This is a genomic window from Dictyobacter halimunensis (genome assembly GCF_036245075.1).
The window spans coordinates 3050492-3066983 of sequence record NZ_BSRI01000001.1 but is presented as its reverse complement, the minus strand read 5'-3'; the positions used below and the strand labels follow the sequence as shown (position 1 = coordinate 3066983).

Here is a 16492-nt window from a genome sequence, read left to right as displayed (position 1 = left end):
TAATATTATGCAGATACATTTTTTGCGCCACGCGACCCTTACCGTCCAGTACGACAACCTTACGCTTCTTGTTGATCCGATGCTCAGCCCAGCACGGGCGATGGAGCCGATCGCCAACGCAGGCAACGATTGGCGCATCCCAATGGTGGAACTGCCACTCTCTGAAGCAGAGCTAGAGGCTTTACTGCACCACATTGATGGGGTACTGGTCACCCATACGCACCGCGATCATTGGGATGCGGCGGCCCAGGAACTCTTGCCAAAACACATTCCCATCCTGTGCCAGCCAGAAGATCAGTCCGTCTTTGAGCAGGCAGGCTTCACCTCTGTGCTCCCGGTTCGGCAGCAGATGGAGTGGCGCGGACTCCAGATCTCTCGCACCGGTGGACAACACGGTCGGGGCGAGCTCGGCAAAAAGATGGGACCAGTCTCGGGATTTGTCCTGCGATCACAACAATCCCCTTCTCTCTACATCGCTGGCGATACGGTCTGGTGCTCGGATGTTGAACAGGCCCTGAACCACTTTTCTCCTGCAGTGACCATCCTCAACGCGGGCGCGGCCACATACACCACCGGAGGAGGACCGATCACGATGGATGAGGAAGACGTGCGCCAGGTCTGTCGCCACGCACCGGGCACCCGCGTAGTCGCAGTCCACATGGAGACCATCAATCATTGCCGCCTGACCAGGAGCGCCCTGAAAGCAAGCCTGGCAGATGAGGATTTGACGCGGCGAGTATTGATCCCTGATGATGGAGCACAACTCTCATTCTAATCCAGGCCAGAAGCCTTCTCCATACTTCATCCTGTTACCATCTATCGGCGAAATCGTTCTTCAGAAGGGATGATTTTCCCTCCGGTATCACCGGTATCGCGCGGCCCACATCGATAATTTAAAATACATTGTGGGCCGCCTATTTTTGCCTCTTCCTCTTTACCGTCAGGTACGTTCTGCGTTTTTAGCACCACTGTCTACTTATCCGAGGAGATACACTCTTATGCGAGCATCACCAGGCGCTTCCCTCTGGCGTAATCGCGACTTTATATTGTTGTGGAGTGGACAAACGTTATCAAATGTTGGTACAGCAGTATCATTACTGGCCTTTCCATTGCTAATCCTGGCGGTGACGCACTCGCCCGCGCAGGCTGGTTTGATCAGCGCGATGCGTTCACTGACCTATCTGGTGTTTGTGTTGCCCGCTGGCGCGCTGGTTGATCGCTGGGACCGTAAGCGGGTGATGCTGATCTGTGACGCGGGCCGCCTGCTAACCATGGGCGGCCTGTTTGTGATGGGTATGCTGGGCAGGCTCAGCATAGAACTGTTGTATATCGTAGGCTTTGTGGACGTACTGTTGGGAACCTTCTTTAGCATCGCGGAAGTTACGTGCCTGCCCCAGGTGGTCTCTCAGGAACAACTGCCCGCCGCCATGGGGCGTGCGCAGGCGTCGATGGGCATTATGAATCTGCTCGGCGCCCCTCTTGGGGGCGTACTCTTTACCCTGCAGATGTTCCTGCCTTTCCTGATTGATGCGCTTTCCTACCTGATCTCGATCTTTTCGCTGTCTCTGATGCGCGCCCGCTTTCAGGAGCAGCGCGAGGCCATCGCCCACAATCTCTTCAAAGAGATCGCTGAAGGTTTGTTCTGGCTATGGAAACAGCCACTTCTACGCGCGATGGCGCTCGTGACCTCCGGCAACGTCTTCTTTGGCGCCGGTCTGACCCTCGTCATTATTATCATCGCGCAACACAGCCATGCATCCAGTGGCATCATCGGCCTGATTCTGAGTATTGGTGGAGTCGGGGGCATTCTCGGATCTATGCTGGCCAATAAAATTCAGCGACGTCTGCGCTTTGCATTTATCATCCTGGGAACGCTCTGGCTGGATGCCCTGCTGTGGCTACTCATGGTTCCCCTGCCATCTCCATTCTGGCTCGGCTGCATTCTTGCCGCCATCTTCCTGGTCAGCCCAATCTATAATATCGTCAATATGAGCTATCGCTTCGCGCTAACACCAGATGAGATGCGCGGCCGCGTCAACAGCATCTCACGCCTGATCAGCAACGGCCTCGCTCCTCTGGGACTCACCCTCACCGGGTGGCTGCTCCAATACTATGGAGCAGCCACCACTGTGCTGCTAGCAGCGGCCGGCCAGATCCTGCTAGCGGCCGTGGCCATGTTCAGCACCCCCATTCTCCGCGCCCACCTCTCTCCCACAGTGAAGCCCAGGTAATTTGAAAGAAAAAATGAGTTGGTGGGACAGGGGCGCATCCGCCCCTATCCCACCAACTCATAAAATCAATGCAGCCACCTGCTCGGGACGCGCATGCGCACCTGCGCTACTCAACAGTCCATTACATGTTAATAAGACAGGAACGCATCCGCCCCGCTGCCCCAACTCATAAAATCAATGTAGCTGCCTGCTCGGGACGCGCATGCACACCTGCGTTACTTAACAGTCCATTACATGTTAGTGAGGCAGGGGCGCGCATGCGCCCCTGCCTCACTAACATCAAAAAACAGGAGCGGCCGCGCATGCGGACGCCCGTGCGGGGGCACTCACGCACATCTCCTGTAAAAGTGTGTCTGACACATTTTAGTCCGTGAAGTTCTGCCGCAGAAAGCGCCAGACGGCGATGCCCGCAAAGGCAACGATATAGAGCGCGATCATTCCACAGGCCAGCGCGGGTGATAGGTAGGGAATCTGCAAAGAGGACGGGGGGGCCGCATTCGACACCGTGGCCTCCTGTAGAGATGCCTCCAATCCCATCGGCAGATACTGCGCGACATGCATCCAGACGCCACCTGCCAGTGTGAGCGTTGTATAGAGAACCGACTCAACCAGGAGTATGAAGGCCAGGCCAACGCCAATCGCAAGGATCGATGAGCGGCTGATGATAGTCAGCATAAAAGCCAGAGCAACATATGGCAGCAGGGAATAATCGGTAATCAGGAAGTTAAGTACCAGTGTCTTCAAATTCTCCCCGTCTACCGCTAATGAGCCATGCAATAGTAGCGTCAGGATCGCGGTGAGGATGCCAGACACCAGAATCGATGTGATGACCATCGTGAGTACCAGCAGGACGTTGATGATGCACTTCGCCTCGATCAGAACCAGGCGCGATACACCACGGCTTAACCAGAGATGAAAGGTGCGCCAGGAATATTCTCTGGCGGTAATGACGGCCACGATAATCGTCAATAAGATACCACCCAGTGAATGAGAGGCGGCGAATTGTGGCGATTGGACCAGGCCCATTGGCCAGCTCAGGGAGTGGGTTAACGCGACGCTACTCCCACTATTGGGAGGCAACAATTGCGCGATAATGTATTGACCACAATCGATAAGTGCGATAATCAGCGTTAAAATTCCCAGCTCGATCCATAAGATCGGTCGACCGAAGACCTTATCTTTCTCTAACTGCAGCGTTCTCCACAGCATGCGTCTCAGCTCCTTTTTCCGCCTCTTGCGCGAATTGTAAAAACACATTTTCCAGGTTGTTCTGGATCGGGAATACCTCTGATGGCGTCAGGCTATGGGCAACCAGGTGCTCGATAATCTTTTCGGCCGTCACCGATTGCACATCGACATATGGTCCATTTATATGCAGGTAGCGCTGACCATCGACCAGCTCCCCTAGCAATCGCACAGCTTTTTCTGAATCACTGGTTTTGACACGCGTAATCTGCTCGGTCTTCAGCAGATCTTCGACCCTCCCTTCAGCCACCACCAGACCCTTGCGCACGATCGCGACCCGGTTGCAGATCAGTTGCATCTCGTGCAGCAGGTGGCTGCTAATAAAGATAGTTACTCCTTGCCTGGCCAGGCTCTGTAGCAGCAGGCGTATCTCATGCATGCCAACGGGATCCATGCCATTGGTCGGCTCGTCGAGGATCAGCAGATCAGGCTGCCCGAGTAGCGCCAGGGCCAGCCCCAACCGCTGTTTCATGCCCGTTGAGAATTGCTTGACGGGGCGGTTGTTGATATCACCAAGCCCCACCATCGCCAGTACCTGGTCAATGCGCTGCTCTGGAACCTCTGGATACAGCCGGTGCAGCATCTGCAGATTGCGCCGTGCCGAATATGCCATCATCATGGACGGAGAGCCCATCAAGGTTCCTACACGCCGCAGACCAGTGTTGTGCATCGGGGTAATCTGCTCGCCAAAAATTTCAATGCTCCCGGCGGTCGGATAGATCAGACCCAGCATCATGCCGATAGTGGTCGTTTTTCCTGACCCATTGGGACCCAGAAAACCATAAATCTCACCGCTTCTCACCTGCAAGGAAATGTCTTCGACAGCATGCACTGTGCGATAATACTTCTTCGCATGTGAAACGTTTATGACGACATCGCTGCCCAAATTTTTCTCCTTATAATTAATAGCTCTCTTCTGGCTCTATCACTGCTTTTATAAGATTTACTCAGCATATTTATAAACGTCGAAGCATCTTGTTTCTAACATCCATTGATTTACATATTGAGCGCACTTTAGGTCTACTAATTATTAGTAGATATTACACAACAAAATTCATCTACCATACCTCTATGCTGCATGCCCATAGTTAGCAGACCCACAAAGCAATATAGCCTTCTATAATGCAAACGTAACCCGGCGCACTAAATACAAAGCCTTATCTTCCTCCTTTACGGAAGAGGTTCTCCATATGTTCGCGCCTCGCGCTCAACGCTCTAGCAGATAAAAAAAGAACCGCGACCCAGGAGGGTCGCGGTTGCTATGCGTCTATTGTGTGTGGCAGCACCGGCTTGATATCTACAACCGGTGTGCCATCGATGGCCTCGATAGGTCCGATCTTCAACCTGCTGCCGGCTATCTCGCGCACCGTTACCCGGTGCAGACCCAGCGGATTTGGCCTGTCGGGCGACCGTGTGGCAAAGACGCCAGTCAGGGGTATCGCAGGATCACCGCGCGGATGAACCTTGAGTGTGTCGCGTTGGGATCGATGAAACCAGCTGATGATAATTAATTCATCACCCACTGCGACCCTATCCAGTCCTTCAGCGAACTCGTCGTTGACGATCAGCCAGGCGTCTGGTGCTCCTTCCCGACCCTGCTTGGGCGCGTCTTCACGCCGCTTCAGCGATGACTGCAGGAAACCAATGGGATGCAGTATATAATCAATCTCTGCCATAATTTCCTTCTCTTATCGCTCTCGGCGCACAGTGAAAAGCGCGCGTATACGCTCGTCGCGCAGGTAAAGCCCACACCAGATCAATATACCAATGTAGACAGGAAAAAGCGTGGTACTAAACAGGGGATCTCCAAGGCGCAGGTGAGCTGAAATCGCTCCGCCCAGATAGCCCGTCAACAGAACCGCTCCCACAACAGAGGTAGCTGGAAATACATAGGCGGCCAGGCATACAAGCTCAATAACGCCGAGGGCAAGTGCGAGGTTCACCGGATATCCAAGCTGGTTTAGCGAGTCTACGACGGGGGAGATCTGCATCACGTGAATAATGCCATCAAAGAGCAAAAACAGCGCCGCCAGCGCGGTCAAAACACGACCAATCCATAGGGGAGCCTTTGAAATCGAAGTCGTTCGGGTAGCCACTTGCATGTTTTTCTCCTTCAAGGAATCTGGATGAGATGCGATAACAGGTGGTTAAAAGCTCCATGACCGTGGAGCAAGAAGTTCAGGGCAACGTTCGCGATACACTTTTAGCTATTGTTTGTCTCTCTCTCTGTATTTCTATTCTGTTTCGCGCACAAAAAAGCGGAAATAAAATAGCCTTCTATTCCGCTTTTCCCTACAGGGTTTACCCACCGCGCATTCACCTGGAAAACTACACGGCTACTTTATTTTTTCCGCATCTCCTCTTGCCACACCTGCTCTACACGCCTTTGGACCATATCCAGAAACCGCCTGGCCCTGGCTGGGTCCAGCTTTTCATCGGTGGTCCCGGCGTGTAAGGCCAGAGCTTGCCGAAGTAGATCGCCCCCGTCCACATGTGTTGTAGCCCATGCTACCGCATCCTTTTTTGATCGTATCTGATTCTCCTCCACAAAGCACCACCCCCGACAGGCGTTGAGGACGCTCGCATAGTTGGCTTCTTCATAATCTGTATACCAGCGCAGCGATGTCAGGACCGCTTCAATGAGCCAGGTTCGGGGAATAACCCCAAACAGATCCTGTGGCGGAGGACCAAAAAGCGTGATGCCATGCTCGCGCGCGATCGCCCGATCGAAGAAAAACCAGTGGGGCGATTCATCCTTCGCATCATAGGTGATATGCAAAGACATCTGCGGACCAGAGTTGAGATTAAGCTCAAAGCCAGCCGTAGAAGCGGAGGCCGCGATCGCGTCCTTCTGATAAATGACAAGCTCGCATCCACGCGTCGGACACGGGAGCGCGGGATGCGCCAGCAGGGTGGCGAGTTGTTCCTTCTCTTCCTGCCGCAGGTGCCGCGCGCATACCCCCTGAATATCGATATCACTCCTGCCGGGAATAAATCCTCCTAACGCGGCAGACCCAACCAGATAGACACCCAATAAGTCCTCCCGCAAATAGTCATGCAGCATCTGTACCACCCGCGAAACATAGGACTGTACATCCAGTGGCAGCGCTTGCAGACGTGTATCGTGTCTGCCTGCCATACATCACCTCCCTGACAGCTTCATATTCAGCCTGCCGGGACAGAAGCCCCGCATCGCCGTTATCTTCACCCTCATATTTAATGCTTGAATATACAGTTTATAACACGTGGCACATACCCTCTGTCAAATGCTACCTTGCACCATGCTCCTGCAAAATCTCCGCGATAGGATATTTTGCCTGCGCCAGAGCCTGTTCAACCTCTTCAAAGTTGAGCCGATCAGACTCATAGCGTACCGTAACCGTTTTAGCCGGAAGATCAACCTGCACTACTTCCAGACCAGGGAAAGATTGAAGAACCTTCGTGATCTTACTCACGCACCCGCTACAATTCATACGCCCCATCTTTAAGCAAGTATCCTGTTTCATCCTAAACCTCCTTACACGACATAACCCGAACAACTGTTAGCTCTTCATGAGCATCACAGACATATTTCACAAAACATACTTTACACGTTCCAGGCACAAGATAAAACCTTAAGAAAAAAAATACATACTTATCCCTATAAAATCATGACAGCCAATTTCGACCGAGTAAAAACCTGAAACAAGATAAACCATAAATCATTTAATACAATATTCAACGTTAAATATCTAAATTCTTTTCAAACTTTTTATGTTATACTAAGTGCAATGATGAGTTGGTGCGACAGGGGCGCCAATGCGTCCCTGTCGCACCAACTCAAAACCAGTGCGGCCGCGCATGCGGACGCTCGTGCGGGGGCGCTCAAGCTCCCGGACAGAGGAACGTCAGCCCATTCTGACAGTACATTGGATATGAACCTGCTTGCCAGCACAATAGGCGAGACCTTATTTAAGGAGAGTTATCATGGCTCCAGTGATGCAAAAAAGCTATCTCGTGAAGGGTGCTATCTTCGGGGCACGCGGCGATTCCTGTACGTGTGATCCCTGCGATTGCAACCCATGTAGGTGTGGTGATGGTGTCAGGGACAACCAGCCGAATTATCCCTTCTGGCGCGTGAGCGGATTTCACATCGAGGCCGGTATTATCCAGGGCATCGATGTATCGCATCTCACCATTTTAAGTCTGACCCAACCGGTCGTTGAAGGAGAAAATGATCGTTGGCAGGAGGTCATCCTGGTGGATAGCACCGCCTCGATGCTACAAGTTGTTGCCCTGCTCAACGTTTTTGAACATCAATTGGATAGCGTTCCGGCCGAGGTCGCGCCGCTTCCACAAACCGCTCGCGCGGTGTATCGCGCCCACCTATCCTATCACATGTCCCCCGACAACAAACTAACACTGGACGCGACCTTCAGCCCCGATGCACAATCCCTGATCTGCGGTCCCGATGAACAGACCAGCAAACAGGCGAGGGCCTGGAACTATCAAGGATTGATGGCCCTGCGCGACACATTCACGTACCAGAAAGACTAGCTCTAGAGTCATTTATAGATTGATGCATGGGCGCGCCAATGCGCACCCATGCATCAATCTATAAATGAAGTACGGCTGTACGCCAGTTCCTTTATTTCTCAACGGCCAGCGTTGCCACCCAGTCTTCAGACTGTATGACCTCCGCCTGGCGTGGAAAGACTTTGGATAGCAGGACGCGATGAACCTCTTCGTCGTTATCCAGGCAGCAGTCGGCCAGGACGGTCAACTGGTAATCTTTATCCGCCGCTTCCCTGAGCGTCGATAAGACGACCCCGCTGGTTGCGATGCCGCATAGCACCAGGTGCGAGATGTTCTGCGCCCTCAACACCATCTCTAAATCACTTCCACTAAACGCGCTGACACGACGCTTGGTGATCACTACATCCATCGGCTGCGGAGCGATGGCCTGGGGAAGCTCAATCGAAAAGGCAGCCGTTGACGAGGAAGCTTGACTGCGGCCAGAGAACATTTTATTTCTAGGACTGACCTCGGGATACCCCGGCCGAAAACCCACGACTACATAGATGACGGGAATCGATGCGGCACGGGCCGCCGCAATGGCTGTATTTGTACGCTCAAGAATATCGCTTGATTGTGCGTAGCGATTGACAATCCCCGCCTGCATATCCATGACTAACAGGGCTGTGTTTGCTTGCATATCAGACATTGATTGATAGTTTCCTTTCTGCTTCTCTTGAAATTAGTTATATGCAACATGTATAGCTTTCTTATACGTGGCTCACGAGTCCGTTTTGTGTTGGTGCATAGGGGGTGCGCGGATGCGCACCCCCTATGCACCAACACAAAATAACAGTGCGGCCGCGCAGCGGACGCGAGTACGGGGCCGCACAGGCACCCCAACATGACGAAAGTCAAACCCATCCTTACCGATGATGGTCAATGGCGTAAGAAAAACTCCTTTCATTATATTACTGTTTAACTGTCTTTACTTGCTCTTCTGTTGGAGCGGAAGTCACAACGCCAATCCTGCCCAGCGATCGATCAACAATTGTGAGGAGAGCAAACAAGGCAGCAATGATGAGCATAAAAATTGTCAGGTGATGCAGTCCGGTCGTATCAGCAGCCTTCTGCAAAAATAGCCCGTTGGCTGCCGATGCGAGCAATGCACCCAGATAGGTAAAGGTCCGTAGCAAGCCAGCAGAAGCACCTATGCGCTCCTGATCGGCCTGGTAGTACACGGCATTCTGGTTAGCTAAACTGGCCAGACCTTGCGGAATGCCCGCGATAGCAATCACCAGGATAAGCAACCAGAGAGGACTCGCGGAATTAAACACAAGCAGGAGCAGGCAGAAGACTATCTGGGCAACGGCGGCTGCAATGAGTTTCATACGTATCTCTCTGCTTCTCCCGGTAATACTTGATACCCCGATGGCAACAAACGATAGTGGCAACAACAACAAGCCAGCGGTTGTCACATTCAACCCTCGGCCGTCTTGCAGCCATTGCGAAAAACCGTACAGAAATGCATATCCGACCGTCATCGCCAGGAAATTCCGTACGAATGTTATCAGCAGCGGCCTATTTCCCCCAAATACACGCAGATCAAGAAACGGTGCGGAGCAATGTAGCTCTCTCCACCCAAAGGCGATAGCCGCTAGAGCGGATAGCCCTATCAAAAAGAGATGCGAGAACTGCGGGCTCATCAGGAAGAAGAGAAGCGCAATAAGCGTGACAGCGAAAAGAAACATGCCAGGATAATCTAAGCGGTTATCACTTTTGTTTTCCGACGCTTCTTGCAAAGAAGACATTGCGGGAAGATAGCGAAAACCGTAATAGAGGCACACAATGGCGAGCAGTATGTTTATAGCGAACATGGAACGCCAACCACCAATGGTGATTAACAGGCCGCCAAGCGCCGGACCTATCACAGCGATCGTCTGGGCAGATACGGCCAGCGCCGTTAGCACGCCAGCCGGACTCTCATGGCCGGTACGTCTGGCTTCGCTACGTATCAGGTACATCGCCGATGGATACCCAACACACGTGCCAAACCCCAGAATAACCCTGGCAATAATCAGCACCCATAAGCTCGGTGCAAAGGCACCTAGGATCCCCGCAATGCCGGTGAAGATCGCACCAGCCACATACAATCGTTTTGGCCCATAAGCATCCACCAGTTTACCAACCACCGGTTGGCCAAGGGCGGTCGCCAGGTACAATCCCGATACCAGCCAGGCTGTGCTTGATGGTGAGACTCTAAAGGCAGCCCCAATAGGCACTAGTGAGACCGCAATGATCGATGAGTTCACCGGGTTCAGAATAGCTCCGACGATCATCGGCGTGATAAGTTTGCGGTCAAAATCGTCAGAGCTTTTACTATGCTCTCGATGAAGGGGTCGGAGAAATTGTGTACGTGTCTTTGCCATTTTGATAATTTCCGTTCATTCCTTGTTTATGCCCTGGGCTTTGCCACTCTTGACAGGAGACCAGCTGACGTTTAGAGTATAAACTCTAAAGTATACTTTAAGGTCAAGTCTTTTCCCGGGAGAAATTATGAAGATTCACGAACTCGCCCAGATAACAGGATTGACGGCTCCCACCATTCGCTTTTATGAGAAGGAAGGACTCATCGATGCACGCCACATTCGACGAGAGGCCAATAACTATCGCTTCTATGATGAGAGCGTCATAGCGCACCTCCTCATGATCAGGCGGCTTCAATCAGCAGGATTTACGCTCGCCGAACTTAGAGAACTCCTCCAGGCAAGAGAGACTCAAGATCAACCCAGGAAACTGGAGCTTCTTTGTAGAAAAATGGAAGAGATCGATAGGAAGCAAACAGAATTGCGCTCCATACAAATTGAGCTTAACCAGTTGCATGCACGCTTCTTGTCGGCACGAGAGAAGGAACGGCAGAAAGCAGGCAATCAATCATGATTGATACAGGATTAGAGGGCAAAGTTGCCTTAATTACCGGTGGCAATCACGGCATTGGCGCCGCCACGGCCACGGCACTGGCCCGCGAGGGTGCGTCCGTGCTGATCAACTATCTCCGTATGCCCTCATTGGGATCATCCACGCCATCTGATGATGCATCATCACCCGGACTCGCCTTCTACAATAGCCGGCGCAGGCAAACCGCGGACGAGGTTATTACGGCTATTCGTGATCAAGGGGGACGCGCGGAGGCGATAGAGGCAGACCTGTCTAATCCCGCCACCATCCCCTGGCTTTTTGAGCAGGCCGAATCTTTGTTTGGACCCGTTGATGTGTTGGTTAATAACGCGGATTATTGCCAGGCCGATACGTTCATCCCTGGAGGCTATCCGGGTTCGGCTGACCTTACTCCAGGCGGCTATCCCCTGTCTGCATTGAGCGCCGATAGCCATGATCGCCACTTTGCGATCAATAGCCGGGCTATAGCGCTGATGATGGCGGAGTTCGCCCGGCGACGCATCACCAGAGATCTGCGTGATGGGCGCATCATCAATCTCAGTACCGATGCTGCCTCGGGCTTTGGGCAGAATACATCCTACGGGGCCAGTAAGTTCGCTATGGAATCCTATACGCGAGCGGCCGCCCATGAACTGGGTCCATATGGCATTACCGTCAATATCGTGTCGCCAGGACCCACTCAGACAGGCTGGATCACTCCTGCCATGGAGCAGGCGCTGTCTGAGCAGGCCCCCTTGCGGCGCGTTGGTCAACCAGAGGACTTGGCCGATGTGATCGTCTTCCTCGCCTCGCAGCAGGCCCGCTGGCTCACCGGCCAGATCCTATACGTAGGAGGCGGCCATCGCATGTTGTAACAGTCGCCACCTATGGACCATCTTCGATGAAAGGTTACGGCAGGGTCGCCAGGTGCGCGCCAACGGTGTGCGCGAAGTTATATCCGTTTGACGCATCCCAGTTGATCGACCATGTCATCGCTCCCCTAATGGTTGGGTAGGTAGTCGATGGCCTGAAGGAGCCACAGTTCGTACCCCTTGCCAGGCAGTCCAGGGCACTGTTCACGACCGATGGTGAGACATACCCTCCGCCGGCGGCCGAACTACTCGCGGGAACACCAATCCCAACCTGGTCGGCCCTTAATCCTCCCTGCAGTTGAATGCAGGCCAGAGCCGTCAGGAAGTCCTCGCTCCCCTCAGAATAGACTCTCCCATCGCAACCGTTCATGCTGCCAGAGTTGTAGTACTGCATGTTGACGACGGTCAGGATATCCTTGATCTGCAGGGCCAGTTGAAAGTAGCCGCTGCCCGTGGATTGCATGTCGATCGTCTGCGGTGCCAGCGTAATTACAAGATTCGGGCCGACCAGCGAGGAGAGCTGTCGCAGGGCGCTGCCCATATAGGTCGGATTGATGCCGTTCTCCAGATCAATGTCGACCCCATCAAAGCCATAGGTCTTGATCAACTGGTAGACGCTGTTCGTGAAGTTGCTGGCCGAGGTCGCGTCGCTGACGCTGATGGTTCCGTTCTGCCCACCAACGGAGATAATCACCTTCTTGCCCTGCGCGTGCAGCGTCGCGATGTCGCTGGTAAATTGCGCCGTGCTATAGCCTCCCAGGGCAGAGGACAGACCAGAATCAACGCTAAAGGTAACGCCTCCGGGCCTGGAGGGATCAGCATTGGCGAAGGCCACCGCGATCAGGTTATATTGCGCATCGACCCCACTTAGCCTGAGCGGAGTCGCACCATTGGTGAAGTCCTGCCAATAACCGGTTAAGATATGCCTGGGCAACCCTCCACCACAGGCGGGACAGGGTGTAGGTGTTGCCGTTGGGATCACCGTCGGCGTCGGCGTCGGGGTACTGGTGGCCGTTGGCGATGGGGTGGGCGTCGGCGTCCCATTCCCACCAGGACCCGCCAGGCTGATGTCGTCGACATAACCACTACTTTGCGCATACCAGCCATGTACATAGATCGTGATACTGGTCGTACTACTATTGGTGGTGAAGGAATAGGAGAGCTGTGTATAGCTTGAGCTGTTCGTCCAGTTGCTGCCATAGCCGTTGACGCCCAGGTACATATACGATCCATCAACATACGCGCTGAGCGTGTATGCCGTACCGGGCAGAACACTGATGGTCTGCGAACATTGTCCCGTGGTCGAGTTGCTCGGATTGACCTGCAACGCATGCGTTCCACTATGCACTGGACTGCTCACGACAGTATCTCCGGCATCACAACTCCAGCCGCTAAGGTTTCCCGCCTCAAAGCCGCCATTTGTCACCAGGTTGTTGGCCGCCACGGCCACATCCACCGACCTGTTGAAGAAGAGCAGTAGCACCATACCGCTCAAGACGCACAGCGCAACACCGATCTGTGCCAGTTTGCTGCGAAACATTCTTGCGCTCCTTGCAATATGTTCAACACAAATTCAATCAAACAGACAATCGATCGAAGAGCCATAGCCCTCCGACCGCGCGCCATCAGCTTAAAGAGACATCGTCAACGTAGACGTTGCCCTGGAGATACCAGCCGTGTACGAAGATCGTGATGCTTGTCGTACTGGCAGTGGTCGTGAATGAATAACTCAGCAATCCATAGCTGCTCGCATTCATCCAGTTACTGGAGTACCCGTTGACACCCAGGTAGACATAGTTCCCTTGCACGTACGCTTTCAACGTATAAGCATGGTTGGGCTGGACATTGATCGTCTGCGTGCATTGACCGGTGGTCGAATTCGAAGGCGTCAACTGCAAGGCATGGCTCCCACTGTGCACAGGGCTACTCACTACGGTATCTCCTGGATCACAACTCCACCCACTGAGATTCCCCGTCTCGAATCCTCCATTTGTCACCAGGTTGCCCGGAGTCGGTGTGGGCGACGGCGTTGGAATGGGAGTTGGAGTTGGCTTCGGTGTCGGAGTCGGTGTGGGATTCGGCGTCGGGGTTGGATTCGGCGTCGGCGTCGGGGTTGGTATAGTTCCTCCTGTCAGGCCATCGGCGATGGCGTTGAGTAACGTGTCAGCCGGATCATTGGCGTCCAGGGAGAACAGCATCGCGCCACCAAGGTTGTGAGACTTGATGTAATCGGTCTTTGCGGTGATCGATCGTGGGGTGTCACCCGTGTAGAAGTTAGTGCCATCATAGATCCAGCTAGCCTGCGTAATGGGATCAAAGAAGTTGTCGCTGCCGTTGCTGGTCAGTCCTGCGGCGGCCAGTTCTTTGTAGTCCGCGATGCCTGCCTGCTGGCTGGTGGGAAATGAGGGCGATGGTCCGGTTGCGCTTTGATAGAGACCGTGATTACTGCCAACGGCGACGCCAGTCCAGCCGCGATAGTAGAGCGGGAAGCCCATCACCAGCTTGGCAGATGGAAATCCGCCGGGGATGCCATAGGCCGCCGAACCCGTTGTCCAGTCTTTGATTGCGCTATCAATGTTGTATTTCTCGCTGCCGGGCGCTATTGGTTGGGATGGATCGTTGGGCGAGGCATACAGGGGATCCTGAAAGTTCGTGGGACCGGTGCTCTCAAATCCTCCATGCATGTCATAGGTCATCACATCCGCGTAATCGAGATACTTGCCAACCTGATCGGTCTGGATGTGCGCAATCTTATCCTGTCCCGCTGGTACCGCCGCCGTCAGTTGGAAATGCTTGCCGATACTGTTCCCATAGGAGTCTAGCTCCGTACGGAACTCCTGGAACAACAGGGTGTAGTTGGCGCTATCCTGCGCGCCATAGTGATTGCCGGTATGCCCCTGAGTCCCGGGATACTCCCAGTCGATATCAAAACCATCAAAGATACCAGCGGCGGACGCGTTCCCTCCCGAGGGGTCACCACTGATCCCCGTGGGCAGATTGCCTTTAAGAAACATCGAGATGCACGAGCTGACGAACTTCTGCCGTGAGGCTGCCGTGGCGGCCACATCGGAAAAATACTTGGAATAGGTCCAGCCACCCAGCGAGAGCAACAGTTTTAGATTGGGGTACTTTGCCTTGAGCTCGCGCAACTGGTTGAAGTTCCCCTTTATTGGTTGGCTATAGGAATCCGAACTGCCATCCACCGAATTGGAGCTATAGCTCTTCTGGTAATCGGCAAACGCATCACCGGCACCGTCGCCCGCGTTTGGATCACTCTCGTTGCTGGAGTCAGAGGCTTTGATGGTCTCGAAACACGTCAGATTGGTAGGATCGATGTTTTCAAAGTCGTAGATAATAGCGGTTAGCCTGGAGGCTGCTCCCGATGTGTCAACGGTTGAGGGATAGTAGCTGTTGCCATAGATGCCCCACTGATCAAAATAGGCGATGTTCTGATAAGAGCTACTCCCTGCTGCCTGGGTCGAGGCGCTGACAGCCGAACTTTGCGCCGAGACGTTTCCGTCCTTGTCATATGCCTGCACAGTAAAGGTATAGCTGGTTGAGGGCCGCAGAGAACTGATCGTGACCGCTGTCCCCATAGAGGTCGCGACTATCTGTGAGCTATTAAAAACATAGTAGGCCGCGACATCCCCGGTCCTCGAATTATCGGTGGAGGCGGACCAGTTGAGGGTAATTGATTGAGATCCGCTAAAGACAACTTTTACATTGGTAGGCGTTGAAATGGTAGAAGCATCCGTTGCTCCGTGCGCAATTGAGGGTACATAGAACACGGTGGCAAGTAACAGAAGCAGGAACAGACCTACTCTTCCTGGCTGCCACAACTTTGTATTTGTCATAAGGTGCTCCTTGCGTTCATCTGACAAGCAGTCCATGCTAAAATGATCGCCTGAAACCGTAGGCGAGGATGCCCCCGGCATCCTCAATCCGGGCTCACCCCGGCTTACGACACCCATAGGTGCCCGGCTCGCACCAGGATCTACAATCTATATCGAATGAGTTCCTCCTTTCATGTTGCAAGTACATCTAGTTGTTAGAACAACAAAATGACTTAGCAACTATCTACTCCTTCATTATAAAAATATGGTGCTCGAAAACAAAAGCTTTTCCAGAAAAGCCCTTTACGTACCATATACCTCTGATGAAAGTGTACCCAAGCCTGGTGTATATGTCAATATGTATATACCAGTAGTGCCGGGCTTGCCCCGGCTTTCCCCTTACCTCCACGACCACGCCCCCCGTAGGTGCCGGGCTTGCCCCGGCTTTCCCCTTGCCTCCACGACCACGCCCCCGTAGGTGCCGGGCTCGCCCCGGCTTGCATTTCTGCCCTAAAAGTCCCACCTTTCCCTATCCCATTAGTCCTTTTGGGTATACGAATGTTACAAAGCTGTTATCATACAGTTGAGCATAAAAAGTGCACAGGATTTCTCTCCCTGCGCAGTGGCTCAGATTGTGAGCTACATCACATATATAAATAGAAATATACTGTATGCTATGGTTAAAAAATAGCGTTATTTTTTATAGGTAGGAAACAGAAAATAGCGAGACAACTTTATATTGATGCACTTATTTATGGAGATGCTCTGATTAAAGTTGATGCAAGTTCTATCAGTTCTTATTTTTTCGGATTCTCGTTGGCCTTCTTAATTTAGACATGGGTCCGCAGAGAACCCACCAGTTTTTCGAAGGAAAACAGTC

Annotated in this window: 15 protein-coding genes; 5 read left to right on the top strand and 10 right to left on the bottom strand. The window is 53.0% G+C overall.

What is annotated here, in order from left to right; translation table 11 throughout:
* The first annotated feature begins 7 nt into the window (after positions 1 to 7).
* Both AABA21_RS12545 and AABA21_RS12540 read left to right on the top strand, forming a co-directional pair.
* Positions 8 to 775, top strand: coding sequence for an MBL fold metallo-hydrolase (locus tag AABA21_RS12545; protein WP_338250378.1), 768 nt, complete (start codon positions 8 to 10; stop codon positions 773 to 775).
* Between the two features lie 223 nt (positions 776 to 998).
* Positions 999 to 2231 carry an MFS transporter gene (locus AABA21_RS12540; protein WP_338250375.1) on the top strand — a complete coding sequence of 411 codons (1233 nt, stop codon included), beginning with the start codon at positions 999 to 1001 and terminating at the stop codon, positions 2229 to 2231.
* A gap of 363 nt (positions 2232 to 2594) precedes the next feature.
* Here AABA21_RS12540 and AABA21_RS12535 read toward each other — a convergent pair whose 3' ends face one another.
* From AABA21_RS12535 to AABA21_RS12510, 6 genes are all read right to left on the bottom strand, one after another.
* Positions 2595 to 3440: a hypothetical protein gene (locus tag AABA21_RS12535; protein WP_338250373.1), complete on the bottom strand. Its 846-nt coding sequence runs from the start codon at positions 3438 to 3440 to the stop codon at positions 2595 to 2597.
* On the bottom strand, positions 3406 to 4362 hold the full coding sequence (locus tag AABA21_RS12530) for an ABC transporter ATP-binding protein (protein WP_338250371.1): 957 nt from the start codon (positions 4360 to 4362) through the stop codon (positions 3406 to 3408). The genes AABA21_RS12535 and AABA21_RS12530 overlap by 35 nt, the downstream gene beginning before the upstream one ends.
* Before the next feature lie 373 nt (positions 4363 to 4735).
* Positions 4736 to 5152, bottom strand: a complete 417-nt coding sequence (tsaA, locus tag AABA21_RS12525) for a tRNA (N6-threonylcarbamoyladenosine(37)-N6)-methyltransferase TrmO (RefSeq protein WP_338250369.1) — start codon at positions 5150 to 5152, stop codon at positions 4736 to 4738.
* A gap of 12 nt (positions 5153 to 5164) precedes the next feature.
* The gene (locus AABA21_RS12520; RefSeq protein ID WP_338250367.1) at positions 5165 to 5578 is read right to left on the bottom strand and encodes a DoxX family protein; all 414 of its coding nucleotides are present in this window, start codon (positions 5576 to 5578) and stop codon (positions 5165 to 5167) included.
* A gap of 239 nt (positions 5579 to 5817) precedes the next feature.
* Positions 5818 to 6615 carry an aminoglycoside adenylyltransferase domain-containing protein gene (locus AABA21_RS12515; protein ID WP_338250366.1) on the bottom strand — a complete coding sequence of 266 codons (798 nt, stop codon included), beginning with the start codon at positions 6613 to 6615 and terminating at the stop codon, positions 5818 to 5820.
* A 130-nt stretch (positions 6616 to 6745) separates the two neighbouring features.
* On the bottom strand, positions 6746 to 6982 hold the full coding sequence (locus AABA21_RS12510; RefSeq protein WP_338250364.1) for a heavy-metal-associated domain-containing protein: 237 nt from the start codon (positions 6980 to 6982) through the stop codon (positions 6746 to 6748).
* A 460-nt stretch (positions 6983 to 7442) separates the two neighbouring features.
* Here AABA21_RS12510 and AABA21_RS12505 point away from each other — a divergent pair, with 460 nt between their 5' ends.
* Entirely contained in the window at positions 7443 to 8012 is a 570-nt protein-coding gene (locus AABA21_RS12505) for a DUF1326 domain-containing protein (RefSeq protein WP_338250362.1), read from the top strand.
* A gap of 91 nt (positions 8013 to 8103) precedes the next feature.
* Here the strand turns inward: AABA21_RS12505 and AABA21_RS12500 are convergent, their stop codons facing one another.
* Both AABA21_RS12500 and AABA21_RS12495 read right to left on the bottom strand, forming a co-directional pair.
* Complete coding sequence (locus AABA21_RS12500; RefSeq protein WP_338250360.1) at positions 8104 to 8679, bottom strand: cysteine hydrolase family protein; 576 nt, start codon at positions 8677 to 8679, stop codon at positions 8104 to 8106.
* A 262-nt stretch (positions 8680 to 8941) separates the two neighbouring features.
* Positions 8942 to 10399: an MFS transporter gene (locus tag AABA21_RS12495; RefSeq protein ID WP_338250358.1), complete on the bottom strand. Its 1458-nt coding sequence runs from the start codon at positions 10397 to 10399 to the stop codon at positions 8942 to 8944.
* A gap of 127 nt (positions 10400 to 10526) precedes the next feature.
* On the opposite strand from AABA21_RS12495, the gene AABA21_RS12490 reads away from it, so the two are divergent.
* Positions 10527 to 10910 (top strand): MerR family transcriptional regulator, encoded by a 384-nt coding sequence (locus AABA21_RS12490; protein WP_338250356.1) that lies wholly within the window; start codon positions 10527 to 10529, stop codon positions 10908 to 10910.
* Positions 10907 to 11782 carry an SDR family NAD(P)-dependent oxidoreductase gene (locus tag AABA21_RS12485; RefSeq protein WP_338250354.1) on the top strand — a complete coding sequence of 292 codons (876 nt, stop codon included), beginning with the start codon at positions 10907 to 10909 and terminating at the stop codon, positions 11780 to 11782. The genes AABA21_RS12490 and AABA21_RS12485 overlap by 4 nt, the downstream gene beginning before the upstream one ends.
* A 34-nt stretch (positions 11783 to 11816) precedes the next feature.
* On the opposite strand, the gene AABA21_RS12480 is transcribed toward AABA21_RS12485, so the two are convergent.
* Positions 11817 to 13319 (bottom strand): chitinase, encoded by a 1503-nt coding sequence (locus tag AABA21_RS12480; RefSeq protein WP_338250352.1) that lies wholly within the window; start codon positions 13317 to 13319, stop codon positions 11817 to 11819.
* Positions 13320 to 13404: 85 nt separating this feature from the next.
* Positions 13405 to 15633, bottom strand: coding sequence for a glycosyl hydrolase family 18 protein (locus AABA21_RS12475; protein WP_338250350.1), 2229 nt, complete (start codon positions 15631 to 15633; stop codon positions 13405 to 13407).
* Positions 15634 to 16492 lie beyond the last annotated feature (859 nt).